Below are 15,355 nucleotides of genomic sequence, written 5' to 3' on the forward strand. Positions count from 1 at the left end.
TAAGCACTACCGCTAACATTAGTAATAGATCATAGAAAGGTGGAAACTTTATGATCAACACACAAGATAAAAAAGGCTTTACGATCATAGAAGTGGTATTGGTTCTGGGTATCGCAGCACTGATATTCCTGATGGTCTTCATCGCTGTTCCAGTACTAAACCGTAACCAACGTGACACGGCTCGTAAAAACGACTTGAGCCTTGTTTCAACTGCAGTTACTAACTACTCCAATGCTAACCGTGGCGCGTGGCCAGGCACTGAGAAACTCCGATCATTTTTGGGCACGGATCTGTCAAAATACACCAACAAAGAGCAGGTCTCAGTTGACAGTAAAAAGGCTTCAGTTACTGTTGGTGATACCCAAGTTAAGGTCGTTACTGGCATGAAATGTGGTGAAAGCTCTAAGGAGAAGCAGGTACTAGTACCTGGTACTTCACGGCAGTTTGCTGTTGTGGTTTTGCTTGAAGGTGGCCCAACTCACTTCTGCCAAGACAGCGGTGCTTAGAAACTAGGTCAATCACAGCAGCCTCCTCATCAACGGAGGCTGCTTTTTTTTGGCATTTCTGCTACCATAAGAGGTATGGATAGTTGTATTATGATCAGTATGACCGTAGGGATTGGATTGTTAGGGGCGGTTTTGGGTAGCTTTGCTGGGGCGCAAGTGTGGCGACTGCGCGCCTGGCAGCTCAAACAAGACAAGGCTGCTGGTGAAAAAATAGATGCCGCCGAGTGGAAAAAACTCAAGCCTCTCGTTGGCAAAAAACTCAAACAAGACCGTTCACAGTGTCTGTCGTGCCATCATGATTTAGCGTGGAAGGATCTGATACCAGTTTTCAGCTGGCTACGTTTTGGTGGTAAATGTCGGTACTGCAAAGCAAAAATTGGCTATACAGAAATCTTGTTAGAACTTGGCCTGGGAGCTTTGTTTGCGCTTTCGGTATGGTTTTGGCCAGAGTCGTTCTCTGATCTAGGGTTATTGCGGGTAGTTGTGTGGTTGTCAGCCTTAGTGCCATTAACAATATTGTTCGTTTACGATCTAAGATGGTCCATTTTGCCTGATATTGCCATGTGGCCATTCGTTGCGCTGGGTGGTATTTTTGTAGCCACACGGTTTATAACCTCTTCGGACATCGTCGGCCTTTTGATGACACTCAGTGGAGCAGTAGCTATTTTAAGTGGACTGTACCTCGTACTGTATGCTATTTCCAAAGGTGAGTGGATTGGGTTTGGGGACGTCAAGCTCGGTCTTGGCCTGGCATTATTCTTGGCTGATTGGAAGTTGGCGTTTCTGTGTCTCTTTGCAGCCAATCTCCTTGGTACCCTGATGGTGCTGCCTGGGATGGTACGGGGAACACTAGACCGTAAGGCTAAAGTGCCGTTTGGGCCGCTTTTGATAGTTGGATTTTTACTGACCTGGTTCATTGGTCCAGAAATTATCCGTGGATTATTCCCGCTCATATGATGGCTAAAGAAACCGCTTATGCTATACTAGAAATATGCGACGACAGGGTGGCTTTACTGTAATTGAAGTAACAATGTTTCTAGCAATCTCCGGCACCATGGCGATTGCCTTATTGGCTGGTATCGGCGTGGCTATTCAGCGCCAACAGTATCGCGACGCTGTCCAATCTTACGCCAATTTTTTAACCGAACAGTACTCAAAGGTTATTAGTATAGAAAATGATCGACAACCAACCGATCCGTGTCCTATTCCGGGGGCTAGTGTCAATGGCTATCGGGGGCAGTCAAACTGCGTGATAGTAGGGCGCTATATCATTGGCGACGATCAGGGTAGAAGCTTCCGCGTGAAGCTAATTTATGCGTTGCTTGGGGCTGATGGAAAAACCTGGTCATATCGATCGTCAAATAATAATGTCGCTGAATATCAGACCAACTGGAGTGTAAAAACAGCGCTTGTTGAGCCAGCTGGCGGCGGTTTGTCGGTCGCTATGGTTCGCAATCCTGCCACCGGAGAGTTGGCCATACGCTCAGATTCGCGCACCTATCCAGATGATAAAATCAGTGAATTATTGACGACTAGTGGCGACGCGACCTATGAAGTTTGCATCTATGATGAAAAATGGTTCGCTCCAGAGCGTTTATCGGTCTTTATCGGTGCGCGCGCTGGATCAAGTGAGGCATTGACGGTTAAGGGGGCGGGAAATGCGTGTAAAGCGTTATAAGCATCAGGCTGGAGATACCTTGATTGAGGTCATGTTGGCGACTGCTGTTTTTAGTGCGGTTGCTGTTGGTTGTCTGACGGTGATGAATCGGGGACTGTCTATAGCTCAGCAGTCTCTTGAGTCAACACTGGTTCGCCAGCAGATTGACGCGCAAGCAGAGATGCTCCGTTTTGTGCATAACAATTCCCACAAGGGCGATGCTGCCATGGCCGAGTTGTGGAATAATCTGCCCAAAAAAGATGCGGCAAATGAGATGTTGAGTGTTGATACCTGCCCAGATCACTTTGGCGATGGTGAATTTGCATTGCGTTCACGCAGCGATTCGCTTGGTCGAGTGTCGACGTATATGCCAGCTCAAGTGTATGCCAAACAAGAGGGTGATGTTTCATATGGTATTTCTGTGCAATTGGTGCGCGTGACTGGTGGATCGGCCTATGATGCTTATATTCAAGCTTGTTGGTATGCACCAAGCCAGCCGAGGCCTGTGACGATAGGAACGATTGTGAGGTTATATGCACCAGAGAAGAGTTAATTCAGGATTTACCCTGGTGGAATTGATGCTAGCAATGGCATTTGTGTCGGTGCTGTTGCTTTCCGTGGCGATGGTTGCTGTCCAAGCGGGTAAAATATACAACCGTGGTACTGTGATGAAGACAGTCAATCAGTCGGGTAGAACAATTAGCGATGTTATTCGTCGAGATTTTCTGCAAAGTAGCGCTACCAAAATTGTTAACTCAGCCAATCCGGTCATTGTGGTTCGTGAATCTGGATCGGTCAGGAGTGGACGCATGTGCTTGGGACAATATTCGTACGTCTGGAACATGGCTTCGGCGATTGACGACCCAGTAGTACGCCGGAGTGGTAAGGGAGTTGTGCGCTCCAATGGCCAGGCTATTAACTTGGCGCGAGTGCTTGATGAGGATGCTGCTTTGTGCCAATCGACCTCAGATTCATACCCGATGGATATTGAGCCAGAGCGAGTTACCCATTTACTGCGACCCATTGATGGTACTGATGTTGCCATTGCAGTGCATGATTTTACTGCGTCTCGCGTTACTTCAGCCAATAATTCAGAAGCATTGTACAAAGTATCTTTCACGCTGGGAACCAGTGCCGTCGCTGAGTTACAGGATATGGCCTGTAAGCCGCCAGAAGACAATGAAGCCAATTTCAATTTCTGTGCAATTAATAATTTTGAGATGATAGTGAGGACTAATGGATAAGAGAAGAGAATCAGGAGCGGCGTCTCTGTTTGCCGTTATTTTTTCAGCAATGTTATTGACTATTTTAGCGGCTGGATTTGTAAAGTTAATGCTCAAAGATCAGCAACAAGCCATCAATAACGACTTGTCTCAAAGTGCATATGACGCTGCGCTGGCTGGCGTAGAAGACGCAAAACGCGTGATTCGTGCGTGCCAGAAGGGAAATGCTTCAGCATGTGATGCTTTGGAGAAGAAAGATTGCAATAGCGTTCGTCAATCAGCGGTATTGGGGGGTGCTGCCAATGCACAGGAGACACTGGTCCAGACCAATAGTTCAAACGGTAGGAAATTTGACCAGGCATATACGTGTCTGAAGGTTTCCATGGATACTGAAGATTTCTTGTATGTTGGAGCGGAGAACAAAGTGCAATTGGTGCCATTACGTGCTCGTGGTGCGTTCGATAAGGTGGTTATAGAGTGGTTTAACAAGGAGGACAACGCAAATAAAAATGTTGCACTAGCCGATGTTCACAATGGTGATGTTGGTTTGCCAGAGAAGGCCGCTTGGAATACGCAAGCTCCAGCGGTTTTGCGCGCACAGGTCATTACACCGGGCAATAATTTCACCATAGACAGTCTGGACTCTTCGTCAGCATCCCAAGCGGTCTTTTTGCGCCCCAACGGTATCGTTTCAGGGTTGCCAGCAGTAGAAAATGTAGTACACAAAGGCTCATTGCGCCGCGCCACTGATACGCCGACGACTCGCAATGAGCCGGCAGGAGTGTTGTGTTCTAAAGATTTTGCACATCCTCATGGTCATTCCTGCAGAGCTGTCATTGAACTTGATGAGGTGAGCCCGGAGGCCAGTGCAAATGCCTTTCTAGCGATAAATCATCTCTACAAGGGCGCTAATGTACGTGTATCTGTCATGAAAGGAACGGAGCAGGTTATGCTCTATGGTGCTCAGCCGGCGGTTGACTCAACAGGGCGAGCAAATAATCTATTCCGTCGCGTAGAAGCGCGCCTGCGGCTTGGTGAGGATATATGGTATCCAGCTGGATCTGTGGAGGTCCTGAATAATTTGTGTAAGGATTTCTCGCTTGCTGGCAATATTGTAGAAGGTGGAGCTTGCGACTCATAGCTCCTATTGGGAAGTGTCGCTGTGAAAGCGCTCGTGTATGTCTTTTAAGTGCTGGTCGGTGACGTGCGTATACACTTGGGTGGTGGATATGCTACTGTGACCCAATAGTGACTGAACTGAACGTAGATCAGCGCCATTCATTAATAAGTCTGTAGCAAAACTGTGTCTCATGGTGTGTGGACTGACGTGTTTGGTTATCCCCGCTAGACGAGCATAGTGTGATATCATCCGTTGGATACTACGTGCAGACAAGCGGCGATAATCGCCCGACATTGTTGGTTTAGTTGACCGTCTGCTGTAGCTAAGAAAAAGAGCAGGTAGGCTGTCTTGACGAGCTTGCAAGTAATTCTCAACGTGTTCAGCGGCGTGTTGTGAAACAAACACCGGGCGGTCTTTTTGTCCTTTTCCGCGCACCATAAACTCTCGTCGTTTGAGGTTGATGTGGTCTCGATTGAGATTAACGAGTTCTGACACACGCAGTCCGCTGGAAAAAAGTAGCTCTATGATTGCTCGGTCGCGCAAGCCCTGCTCACTGTCCAGTGGTATATTGTCTATCAAATTAACCACCTCGTCATATTGTAAAAAAGTCACCTGTTTGCGAACGGTCTTCGGCAAGATGATTTTGTCAGCAGATAATGAAGGGATATCGCGCCGCGACAGATAGGTGAGAAAACCGCGTAGAGCAATCAGGTGATAGCTCTGTGTTAAAATTGACAACTCTTTGCCATCGTTGTCATTTTTATAACGATTTAGCCACAGGCGATAGCGCCGAATCATCTCTGATGTAATTTTTACTACTTCTATATCACCAGCGAATTCAATGAATCGTTCCAGATACAGCGAATAGTTTCGGATGGTATTTTGACTTCTGCCGCCCTCTATCTCTAGATGTTCCAGGAAATCAGTTAGCGCCTCTGATACAAACATAAGCCTATTGTACGTGTATTTAGGTAGTTTATCAAATAATAGCTTTTTGCTATCATAAGACAAATACTAACGAAAGGAGCACTATGGCAAGTAATGACGAAAAGGTTTTCTGTGGAGTTGAGCGAACACTGATTGTATTCAAACCAGACGCAGTCCAGCGGGGAATTGTGGGGGAAATTTTACAACGCTTTGAGCGAGTTGGTCTAAAGATTATTGGTGTCAAGATGGTATCTCCAGACAGGGAGCATTACCAAAAACACTATGAGGGCATTGGTAAACTGGCAACTCGTCGTGGTGAAGAAACTCTCAATATTACACTAGACATGATGATGGACGGTCCAGTGATTGCTATGGTGCTCGAGGGTGTGGAAGCCGTGGCGGTGGTTCGTAAAATTGTTGGTCCGACTGAACCAAAATCTGCTGACATGGGTACGATTCGGGGCGACTACTCACACGTTAGCTTCGGTTATGCTGACTCATGCCGTAAGGGCATCCCAAACTTAATCCATGCTTCTGGTGACTCTGACGAGGCTGTTCAGGAGATTGCCCACTGGTTTGAGGAATCAGAATTGGTGAGCTATACGACGTTGAGTGAAAAATTTACTCGCTAACACTGGTATATCCACAGAGCTACCGTGGTATAATAGTAGTATGCCTCGGTAGCTCAACTGGATAGAGCAGATCCGTCCTAAGGATAAGGTTGTAGGTTCGACTCCTGCCCGGGGTACCATAGGACTATGACAAAGAAGACGAAAACAGATAAGGCTTTTGACGGTCAGCGCGATGGCGAGGAGCTGTTGTTCGTATTTCGCCGTCACATTATTGCCATGCGCAAAGGATTCTACTGTTTGTTGTTGCCAATGACATTTGGTGCAGTACCGTTCTTGATTTGGCAAAGCAACCTAGAATTACTGTGGGTATTCTTTGGTAGCTTCATCTTTGGGTTGTTGTTATTTATTTATCATTTTCTCATGTGGTTCTTTACCTACTTCATTGTGACTGACCGAAGAATTCGCCAGGTCACGCAACGCGGATTTTTTGGTAAAGATGTTGTGGAATTGCAACTACGAAAAATCCAAACCATCAGTTATAATATTCCAGGGTTCAGCGGCGAAATGTTTAAGTTTGGAACAATTATCATTCAAACATTTGTCGGTGATCTTGTGATTAAGAATGTAGAGCACCCAGATAAAATTTACAACATGTTGCAAGATGCAGTAGAAATAGCGAATGAAAGGAATAATCATGATCAAGAGAGCACTGAAGCGTAAGTCGGAAAAGGCAAAAAAAGTACCTACGCGTATCACGAATGATACGGTTGCTGAACATCGTGAGAAGATTCTGGCAGGTGGTCGTAAGCATAAATACCCAATCCAATACACCAGGCACCGGTTAGTGTGGAACGCGATATTCATCGGCCTTGGAACAGCCATCTTGATGACAGTGTTTGTATGGGTTCAGCTCTATGTTTGGCGTGACACGGGGGATGTAGCCTATCGCATTACGCGCACTTTACCGCTTCCTGTGGCGTCCATTGAAGGCGCAACAGTGCGTTATAGTGATTACCTACGGTACTACCGCAGCACATTAGCTTCTCTAGAGTCGGTTAATCGCCTGGGTGGTGATGATAAGGTGAAGTTTCAGCGGCAACAGTCCATGGATTTAGTTGTAAAAATTACATATGCAAAGAAACTTGCCCAAGAAAAGGGAATTACAGTATCAGATTCCGAGATTGATACAGCGTTGCAGCGGCATAAGCGTGGACTTTCTGATGCTTCATATGATGCCGCTGTCCGTAAGACACTGGGACTGTCTCTTGCGGAGATGAAAGAGAATCTTCGAGATAGTCTGATCACCAGCAAGGTGTCATTTGCTATTGACGATAAGGCAACTAACTTGGTCTCCACTATAGACGGAGCCATAAAATCAGGTAAAAGCTTGGCAGACATTGCGACAGAACATGGTCAATCAGTGCAATATGTTGCCGACATATCAGTCGGCAAAGACAACGCTGATGGCATTACTGAACAAGCACTAAAAATTGAGCCAGGAACCACCTCAGAAGCCAAGCAGACAGTTTCTGGTGACGGTTACTACTTTATCCGTGTTGACGAGCGAACCGACAGCTCTGTGAAGTACAGCTACATCCATGTGCCGCTGACGGTATTTAAGGCTAAAGTTGATAGCTTTAAGTCTGAAAAGAAGGCAACTTACTACATTTCTCTTGATTGAAAAATAATTCACATCTGATATAATTATGCGGAGGAGTCTTGCCGCTGTAGCTCAGTTGGTAGAGCGGCGCTTTCGTAAAGCGTAGGTCACCGGTTCGAATCCGGTCAGCGGCTCCAGAGCATTATGAAACAAGAGATAACGACGAGCATTAAGACCATTATGAGCGACCGCTGGCTAGCTGGTTTGATAGTGTTTAATGTCATTTTTGCCATTATTGTAGTGATTGTTCTGGCAGCTCACATAAAACCGCGCGAAACACAGGTTATCACCCAGTACAGCGCCTTTGGCATCACGAGTTTATATAGGGATTATTGGTATACCTTATGGTTTTATGCTTTGCTGGAAGTTGTGGCTGTTGTGGGGCACAGTATTCTTGCGGTTAAGCTGGTGAAGCTAGAGCGTCGTCATCTTGGCTTGGCTCTAGCTTGGGGGACTATTGGCTTTTCAGCTATCCTCTTGCTGTTGGCGCTACCAATATTACGAATTGCTTCGTTTGGATAAATGACATGGATTTAGAAATACCCGTAGGCAAACGAAAACCATTCTATCGCTTCTTAGAAATACTACCCGGGATGCTGAGCTATGGCGTCATTATTCTATTGATTTTATTGTCAATCTTCAACCCGCTATTGGCTTCAGTGTATCTATTGGTTCTGATATCCATGGCTCTGATAAAGATTTTTGGCATCAGCTATCATATGTTGGTTGGCCGTACGAATATGGAGAAAGCCTGTCAAGTAGACTGGTCGCAAAGATTACATGACCTTGAAGATCCAGCGGCTGCTCATGCTAGGTTGTTTTCTACAAAAAACAAGCAGTTTGAATATAAGACCCATCTGAAAAACTTACAAAGTATCATTGATGAACCATCAGGCTATCCTAAACCATCGCAGATTTATAACGCAATCATTATGCCAGCGTATAATGAAAGTATCGAAATTATCGAGCCTGCAGTGCAGTCGCTGCTGGATACAACCTATGATCTGTCGCATCTCATCGTTGTATTTGCCTATGAAGAACGCGGAGGTGCTGCAATTAAGAAAACTGCTGAGACGCTGCAGAAGAAATATAACGATAAATTCCATTCATTCCATATTGTTGAGCATCCAAAAGGTATAGAGCATGAGGTAATCGGCAAGGGTGGTAACATTACACACGCAGGGCGTTGGCTGAAAGACTATCTTGTTGACCTCGGGATAGATTTCTCTCGAGTGCTGGTCACTACGATGGACTGTGACAATAAACCGCATCCTACCTATTTTGACTATATAACCTATGCATATATTGTCTATAAAGACCGTAAGAACCTGTCATACCAGCCAATTGCGTTGTTTACTAATAATATATGGGATGTACCAGCGCCTATGCGAGTGATTGCAACTGGAAACTCATTTTGGAATATTGTTAGTTCAATGCGTCCATATGCTTTGAGAAATTTTGCATCACACGCGCAACCGATGGATGCGCTAGTAGAGATGGATTTTTGGAGTGTCAGAACAATTGTTGAGGATGGGCACCAATATTGGCGCAGTTATTTCCATTTTGATGGTAAATACGGGGTAGTGCCAATATATGCACCAATCTATCAAGACGCAGTTTTGTCAGAAACATACAAGAAGACACTAAAAGCGCAGTTCGTTCAGCTTCGCCGTTGGGCATATGGCGCCTCAGATGTTGCATATGTAGGCTCTCGGGTGTTTAGCTCCAGCCGCCAAGCACCATTCTGGCCAAGTTTCACGCGTTTTCTGAGATTGTTGGATGGCCATGTCACATTAGCGTATGTGGCGCTTGTAACGGCTTTTGGGGCGTGGTTGCCACTTCTGTTGAACCCAGAAGCAGTAAGAAACATAGATGCTCACCAGTTACCGGGTACAATCAGTTTATTGCAGACTATTGCGATGATTGGTATGGTGATTGCTATCTTCTCTTCATTTAAAATTTTGCCGCCGCGGCCAGCGCGCTATAAGAAGCGACGGACTTTCTTGATGCTGATACAGTGGATCTTAATGCCTGTTACCTCCATTTTGTACAGCTCCATGGCAGCGTATGCTGCTCAAACGAAGCTGATGACAGGACGATACCTAGATAAGTTTGATGTTACCGAGAAGCTGACTGTCGATATCAATGATCGATTGAAGGCAGAACGTAACCGGTCGAAGGGCGACCAGGACGGCGCTTCGAAATAAGTAATTTGTGCTGAGCAGCGTACTGTATAGCTGCTACAGGATCATATCTACTGAGTACAGTGTGAGCTTCTTTAGTAATAGCGTCTACTGGTATTTTAGCCATATTCTTAATGAGGAGATTTCGCTGCACGGTCTGCGCTAAATGAAAGCTATCATATTTTGCCGAATGGTCATTGTGTTGAAGACTTTTCGCGATGCTGAGGGTTAGTCTGCCGATGTTGAAAGGCTCCTCAGTTGTTTCCTTAACAACTGGTGTACTGTCGATGGAGGGGTATTCATATGTCGTGAACGCGCCATGGCAGTTGTCGCAGAACCTTCGCCGCCACAGCTGAGGGTATTTTTTATGTTTCCGTGAGTTGATCACACGAGTTTTGTTGTGAAAACAATTTATACATATCATGTCTATATATTGACATATCGCTGTTAAAAAATCTAGTGGAAAACTATAAGGAGATAGTGGACAAATAAATATCCCCAGAACCATCGCTGGGGATAGGAGTAAAAATCGTTTCTGGTGGCTATTTTACTTTTTCGTTCATCTTGCAGTAGTTGGCGCGAACTTCCTTGATTCGCTTGTCGTACTCAAAGTGGATAGTGATTTTGCTGAGGAGTGACGCGTCTTGCTTTGATGACGCAATCACATTGGTAGTATGATTACTCATACTCTACATATTAGCATAAACGTTTTAAAAAGTCAATAGAACAAGTTTGTGGTTGATATATCATGATGTGAATATGTGAGTAAATAAAAAACACCCGTAAAGGTGTCTATAATGGTGGGCGATATAGGATTCGAACCTATCACCTCAGCAACGTCAATGCTGCGCTCTAGCCAAATGAGCTAATCGCCCCCGCGCTTATATTGATATTATCAGAAATACCCCAATACCACAAGAGTTAGTATCTTAGTAATGACTGAATGGGATTTGTTGAGAGAGTTGTGATTAGCTGGTATAATAACGACAAGGTAATGATGAAGACTAACCATCTTCGGAACCTCATGGAAGCGGTTGCGACGCATGCGTTTTGAATAAACGATAACAGTCGGAGCAAGAGAATCGCCAAGGTGGAACCGCCAGATCTCCTGGCCCGAGGCGTATAATATCTATCATTATTTAAGCCGAATGTATCAAAGTACATTAAGGAGGTTCTATGAGCGAAGACAAACTCTATGCAATGCGACACAGCCTAGCACACATCATGGCAGCAGCCGTACAGCGGTTATGGCCAGATGCGAAATTCGGAGTTGGTCCGGTTGTTGAGCATGGGTTTTATTACGATATTGATCTTGGCGAAACGAAGATTAGCGAGCAACAGTTCAACAAAATCGAAAAGATAATGCGACGAATCATTGCAGAGAAGCAGGACTTTGTTTGCACAAAATGTCCAATTGATGATGCTATTCAATGGGCTAAAGATAGCCATCAGCCATATAAAGAAGAGCTTCTTAATGATCTGAAGCGTGCCGGGACGACAGTGGCAAAAGATTTGGATGCCGCAGAAATGGGCACAATTACCGAAAGTGATAGTGCGCTTGATGAAGTTTCGTTTTATACTAACGGGTCGTTTAAGGATCTGTGTCGCGGACCGCATGTTGCAAATACCAGTGAGATTGGTGCGTTTAAGTTGATGCGGGTTGCAGGCGCCTATTGGCGGGGCAATGAAAAGAATCCTCAAATGCAGCGGCTATATGGCGTAGCTTTTGCTACGCAGGAAGAGCTAGATGAATATTTGAAGCAATTAGAACTGGCCAAACAGCGTGATCACCGCAAGCTAGGCAAGGAACTTGATCTATACACAACCTCGCCGCTCGTGGGGGTTGGTTTGCCATTATTTACGCCTCGTGGAACCATTTTGCGTGATGTCGTGGCGCAATATTCAAATCAGCTGCGTCAGAGGTTTGGCTTTGAAAAAGTCTGGACGCCGCATATCACTAAAAAGGACCTGTATGAAACATCAGGCCACTGGGCTAAATTTGGCGAAGAGCTGTTTTTGGTTAAGAGTCAGGAAACCAGTGATGAAATGGCATTAAAGCCGATGAACTGTCCGCATCATACACAAATCTTTGCTTCACAACCACGTAGTTACCGTGATATGCCGGTGCGCTACCTGGAAACAACCACTGACTATCGTGACGAGAAAACCGGTGAGCTTGGCGGTCTGAATCGTGTGCGCTCGCTGACCCAGGATGACAGTCATGTCTTTTGTCGCCCAGACCAAATTGAACAAGAAATCAATAATTTATTGTCTGCTGCCCAGGAATTGTACGGCACTATTGATATGAAGCTGCGGGTTCGACTCAGTTACCGTGATGATTCTGATGCATATTTGGGTGAACGTGAATTGTGGGCTTCCGCACAAAATCAATTGAAATCAGCAGTTGAAAAAGTTGGCTTGGACTATTTCGAGCAGGAAGGCGAGGCTGCTTTTTACGGACCAAAAATTGATTTCATGGCAACCGACGCTATCGGTCGTGAGCACCAAGTTGCGACAGTGCAGCTAGACTTCGTGCAGCCGCAACGGTTTGGTTTGGAATATACAGATAGGGATGGCAATTTTACAACACCTGTGATGATTCACTGTGCATTGCTGGGTTCGATTGAGCGATTCCTGAGCGTCTTCATCGAGCACACGGGCGGTTGGTTCCCATTCTGGGCAGCACCAGAGCAGGTACGCATCTTAACAATTAATGACACTGTTTTGGACTATGTTGATGAAATAACAACGATTTTATCAGGGGTGACTTTGATGCAACCGGTAAAATATAATGAAGTCAGATTTATAACAGATATTCGAAATGAATCAATTGGTAAGAAGATTCGTGAAGCAACTGTTGTAAAAATACCAACGCAAATTATTGTTGGTCCAAAAGATAAAGAGCAGCGGATTGTGAGCGTGCGCACGCGTGCAGGTGAAGAACAAGTCACAATCGATCAATTGGCTAGTTATATCCAGAACGTGTAATAAGCAAGCATAGTAAGCCGTTTAATAATAAGCTGAATGGCACGGAGTAATATATTGAACGAACTAACAGCGACAAGCTTGCGCGATAAAGTCTATGAGTTGATGGCGCAATTGCCAAATAATAAAGTCACTACCTACGGAGACTTAGCTGCCATGGCTGGGTATCCATATGCAGCGCGCATTGTTGGAGGTATCGCTCATAATGGAGCTTTGGATTTACCTTGGCATCGCTTAGTTAATGCCAAGGGCGGATTGGCTGTTGGTTTTCCTGGGGGCCAAGAGGCACAAAAACAGCTACTTGAACAAGATGGGATTTTTTGTGATGCGCAGTGGCGAATAATTGATTTTGAGGAACGGCGATGGAAACCGGTATGATGGAGCAAATAACACCCTTGATTGTCATTACTGGTCCGACGGCAAGCGGTAAAACGTCACTGGCGATAAAATTAGCAAAAAAGTTTGGCGGTGAGATTATATGCGCAGATAGTAGGACGGTGTATCGTGACATGGATATAGGAACTGCCAAGCCAACTCTCATGGAGAGGCAAGGAGTGGCTCACTGGGGACTTGATTTAGTAGAACCAGGGCAGCTTTTTTCGGCTGCTGATTTTAAGGAATATGCAACAAAAGAGATTGCAGAGATTCGTGACCGTGGCAACATACCATTTTTGGTTGGAGGCACCGGGCTATATATAGATGGGATTATTTTCAACTTTAGTTTTGCGAATAGGAGCGATGGACGTTATCGCCAGCAGCTAGAAGGTATGAGCATAGAAGACTTACATAAATATTGTGTTAATAACAACATGTCTTTGCCGGAGAATAAATATAATAAACGTTATGTAATTCGGGCCATTGAACGTGGTACTCAAAATGTAGTAAAAAATGCATCAATACAAGAAAATACTATTGTTGTAGGAATAGCGACAGAAAGAGATGAACTAACTAACAGAGTTACCCAAAGAACTGAACAACTATTGATCAATAATGTTGTAGATGAAGCAACATATTTGGGTAATAAGTATGGCTGGCGCAGTGAGGCAATGACGGGCAATGTCTACCCTATAATAAATCAATATATACGTGGTAAAATTGACTACAGTACAATGGTGCAGCAGATGATTGCCAGCGATCGGCAATTAGCTAAGCGCCAAATGACCTGGCTGAGGCGCAACCCTCATATTATGTGGTGTGACCTATATTCAGCTGAACACTATTTATCACAGATACTGGCTCGCTTAGTTAATCCGTGATACAATTATTGTGCAATGATTGATTCATTATTTGGTTCAAAAACAAGAGTAAAGCTACTGCATTTATTCTTAAATAATCCTGGAAAATCATTCTACGTACGAGAAATTACGCGTCTTATTGACGAGCAGATAAATTCAGTGAGGCGTGAATTAGCCAACATGATGAACGTTGGTATCATCGTGTCTGATAATGCTGACAATAAGCTGTACTACGCAGTCAATCAGCAGTATCAATATTTTGAGGCTTTATCTATGATATTCGCCGACAACTCGCCTAAGGCAAAAGAACCAAAGGCTGTAGCAAAGGATGCGACTTGGTTAGCTAAGGTTGGCCAGCTTTCTGGGCTGCGACTTGCTATAGCGGCGGGAACTTTGGTTAGAGGCTCGGCCAGCCGAGTGGATTTGTTGGTTGTCGGTGAGATAGTACAATCTCAGCTGGAAAAGTTGATGGATAAAGCTGAAAAACTGGAAAAGAAGAGCCTTAATTATGCAGTATTATCATATGATGATTTTTACTATCGGTTGAGTGTTCGTGATAGGTTTGTGACTGATATTTTGAGTGGTAAGCATTCAGTGTTGGTTGATGTCGATAGAATATTAAAATAAGGAGACAATATGTTTGACATAGAGTATAAGGGTGCTAATGCTGTTGTTTTTACAACAAAAAACGTAAAAGTTGTGTTTGACCCAAAGTTATCATTGGTTGGTAAGAAGGATTTGTCTGTTGAAGATGCAGTTGAGGTACTTACTGAAGACCGCTTTGCATCAACAGTCGGCAATCCTCGGGTGAAATTTAATGGTCCTGGTGAGTATGAGGTGGCAGACGTCGGGTTAGCTGGTTTTCCAGCCCAGCGACACATTGATACGGAAGGGAGCAATAGTACAATATATAAGCTTTTGATAGGTGGAACAAGGATAGCTGTACTGGGTAATATTGATCCAAAATTGAGTGAGGAACAATTGGAGCAAATCGGAGTTACTGATATTGTTGTGCTGCCTGTTGGCGGTGGTGGGTACACCCTGGACGCTACAGCAGCTGCGGTAATTGTTAAACAGATTGATCCTCGAGTTGTCATACCGGTTCATTACTCAGATTTAGAATTAGCATACGAAGTACCACAGGATGTATTAGATACATTCTTAAAAGAAGTGGGCGCTTCCGGTATAGATGCTGGCACCAAGTGGAAGGTTAAATCTGCAGAAGCTTTACCTGAGCAGCTGACAGTAGTTAAGGTTGATCGTAGCTAGGATAACTAAATAGCTAAA

The 15,355-nt window shown here is 44.7% G+C and carries 19 protein-coding genes and 3 tRNA genes; 18 read left to right on the forward strand and 4 right to left on the reverse strand.

All coding sequences use genetic code 11. The annotated features are described in order from the left end of the window. The first annotated feature begins 50 nt into the window (after positions 1-50). The 6 genes from FBF37_RS00450 (at position 51) to FBF37_RS00475 (ending at position 4,527) form a co-directional block, all read left to right on the forward strand. Positions 51-506 carry a type II secretion system protein gene (locus FBF37_RS00450; protein ID WP_138078433.1) on the forward strand — a complete coding sequence of 152 codons (456 nt, stop codon included), beginning with the start codon at positions 51-53 and terminating at the stop codon, positions 504-506. A 75-nt stretch (positions 507-581) separates the two neighbouring features. Beyond that, positions 582-1,463, forward strand: a complete 882-nt coding sequence (locus FBF37_RS00455) for a prepilin peptidase (RefSeq protein WP_138078435.1) — start codon at positions 582-584, stop codon at positions 1,461-1,463. 34 nt (positions 1,464-1,497) lie between these two features. After that, on the forward strand, positions 1,498-2,184 hold the full coding sequence (locus FBF37_RS00460) for a type II secretion system protein (RefSeq protein WP_138078437.1): 687 nt from the start codon (positions 1,498-1,500) through the stop codon (positions 2,182-2,184). Beyond that, positions 2,165-2,716: a type IV pilus modification PilV family protein gene (locus FBF37_RS00465; RefSeq protein ID WP_138078439.1), complete on the forward strand. Its 552-nt coding sequence runs from the start codon at positions 2,165-2,167 to the stop codon at positions 2,714-2,716. Before FBF37_RS00460 ends, FBF37_RS00465 begins: the two co-directional genes overlap by 20 nt. Continuing rightward, on the forward strand, positions 2,697-3,407 hold the full coding sequence (locus FBF37_RS00470) for a PilW family protein (protein ID WP_138078441.1): 711 nt from the start codon (positions 2,697-2,699) through the stop codon (positions 3,405-3,407). Before FBF37_RS00465 ends, FBF37_RS00470 begins: the two co-directional genes overlap by 20 nt. Then, complete coding sequence (locus FBF37_RS00475; RefSeq protein WP_138078443.1) at positions 3,400-4,527, forward strand: hypothetical protein; 1,128 nt, start codon at positions 3,400-3,402, stop codon at positions 4,525-4,527. Before FBF37_RS00470 ends, FBF37_RS00475 begins: the two co-directional genes overlap by 8 nt. 3 nt (positions 4,528-4,530) lie before the next feature. Here the strand turns inward: FBF37_RS00475 and xerA are convergent, their stop codons facing one another. Then, on the reverse strand, positions 4,531-5,454 hold the full coding sequence (xerA, locus tag FBF37_RS00480; protein WP_138078445.1) for a site-specific tyrosine recombinase/integron integrase: 924 nt from the start codon (positions 5,452-5,454) through the stop codon (positions 4,531-4,533). An 83-nt stretch (positions 5,455-5,537) separates the two neighbouring features. Between xerA and FBF37_RS00485 the strand changes: the two genes are divergently transcribed. The 7 genes from FBF37_RS00485 to FBF37_RS00515 all read left to right on the forward strand — a co-directional run bounded on the left by FBF37_RS00485 (position 5,538) and on the right by FBF37_RS00515 (position 9,872). Continuing rightward, on the forward strand, positions 5,538-6,065 hold the full coding sequence (locus FBF37_RS00485) for a nucleoside-diphosphate kinase (protein ID WP_138078447.1): 528 nt from the start codon (positions 5,538-5,540) through the stop codon (positions 6,063-6,065). Positions 6,066-6,107: 42 nt separating this feature from the next. Then, a tRNA-Arg gene (locus FBF37_RS00490) sits at positions 6,108-6,184 on the forward strand. Positions 6,185-6,191: 7 nt separating this feature from the next. Further along, positions 6,192-6,725 carry a PH domain-containing protein gene (locus tag FBF37_RS00495; RefSeq protein WP_138078449.1) on the forward strand — a complete coding sequence of 178 codons (534 nt, stop codon included), beginning with the start codon at positions 6,192-6,194 and terminating at the stop codon, positions 6,723-6,725. Further along, the gene (locus tag FBF37_RS00500; RefSeq protein WP_174843568.1) at positions 6,700-7,686 is read left to right on the forward strand and encodes a SurA N-terminal domain-containing protein; all 987 of its coding nucleotides are present in this window, start codon (positions 6,700-6,702) and stop codon (positions 7,684-7,686) included. Before FBF37_RS00495 ends, FBF37_RS00500 begins: the two co-directional genes overlap by 26 nt. A gap of 40 nt (positions 7,687-7,726) precedes the next feature. Further along, a tRNA-Thr gene (locus FBF37_RS00505) sits at positions 7,727-7,802 on the forward strand. Between the two features lie 7 nt (positions 7,803-7,809). Beyond that, a complete protein-coding gene (locus tag FBF37_RS00510; RefSeq protein WP_138078453.1) occupies positions 7,810-8,187 on the forward strand; it encodes a hypothetical protein in 378 nt (125 codons plus the stop codon). A 161-nt stretch (positions 8,188-8,348) separates the two neighbouring features. Then, entirely contained in the window at positions 8,349-9,872 is a 1,524-nt protein-coding gene (locus FBF37_RS00515; RefSeq protein ID WP_236861249.1) for a glycosyltransferase family 2 protein, read from the forward strand. Here FBF37_RS00515 and FBF37_RS04220 read toward each other — a convergent pair. The 3 genes from FBF37_RS04220 to FBF37_RS00520 all read right to left on the reverse strand — a co-directional run bounded on the left by FBF37_RS04220 (position 9,808) and on the right by FBF37_RS00520 (position 10,723). Further along, positions 9,808-10,356 (reverse strand): NrdR family transcriptional regulator, encoded by a 549-nt coding sequence (locus tag FBF37_RS04220; protein WP_420887529.1) that lies wholly within the window; start codon positions 10,354-10,356, stop codon positions 9,808-9,810. The two genes, FBF37_RS00515 and FBF37_RS04220, sit on opposite strands and share 65 nt — an antisense overlap. A gap of 34 nt (positions 10,357-10,390) precedes the next feature. Next, a complete protein-coding gene (locus FBF37_RS04065) occupies positions 10,391-10,534 on the reverse strand; it encodes a hypothetical protein (protein WP_174843569.1) in 144 nt (47 codons plus the stop codon). Positions 10,535-10,646: 112 nt separating this feature from the next. After that, positions 10,647-10,723: transfer RNA gene (locus FBF37_RS00520), tRNA-Val, on the reverse strand. Positions 10,724-11,024: 301 nt separating this feature from the next. Here FBF37_RS00520 and thrS point away from each other — a divergent pair. Genes thrS through FBF37_RS00545 form a run of 5 tightly spaced genes read left to right on the forward strand, consistent with a single transcriptional unit; the run spans position 11,025 to position 15,337 of the window. Beyond that, on the forward strand, positions 11,025-12,836 hold the full coding sequence (gene thrS, locus FBF37_RS00525; RefSeq protein WP_138078457.1) for a threonine--tRNA ligase: 1,812 nt from the start codon (positions 11,025-11,027) through the stop codon (positions 12,834-12,836). 36 nt (positions 12,837-12,872) lie between these two features. Continuing rightward, complete coding sequence (locus FBF37_RS00530; protein WP_138078459.1) at positions 12,873-13,211, forward strand: MGMT family protein; 339 nt, start codon at positions 12,873-12,875, stop codon at positions 13,209-13,211. Then, positions 13,196-14,089: a tRNA (adenosine(37)-N6)-dimethylallyltransferase MiaA gene (miaA, locus tag FBF37_RS00535; protein WP_138078461.1), complete on the forward strand. Its 894-nt coding sequence runs from the start codon at positions 13,196-13,198 to the stop codon at positions 14,087-14,089. The genes FBF37_RS00530 and miaA overlap by 16 nt, the downstream gene beginning before the upstream one ends. A 15-nt stretch (positions 14,090-14,104) precedes the next feature. After that, on the forward strand, positions 14,105-14,695 hold the full coding sequence (locus tag FBF37_RS00540; RefSeq protein WP_138078463.1) for a transcriptional regulator: 591 nt from the start codon (positions 14,105-14,107) through the stop codon (positions 14,693-14,695). A 9-nt stretch (positions 14,696-14,704) separates the two neighbouring features. Then, positions 14,705-15,337 (forward strand): MBL fold metallo-hydrolase, encoded by a 633-nt coding sequence (locus FBF37_RS00545; protein WP_138078465.1) that lies wholly within the window; start codon positions 14,705-14,707, stop codon positions 15,335-15,337. The last annotated feature ends 18 nt before the right edge of the window (positions 15,338-15,355 follow it).

Origin of the sequence: Candidatus Nanosynbacter featherlites (assembly GCF_005697565.1) — a bacterium.
GTDB lineage: Bacteria > Patescibacteriota > Saccharimonadia > Saccharimonadales > Saccharimonadaceae > Nanosynbacter > Nanosynbacter featherlites.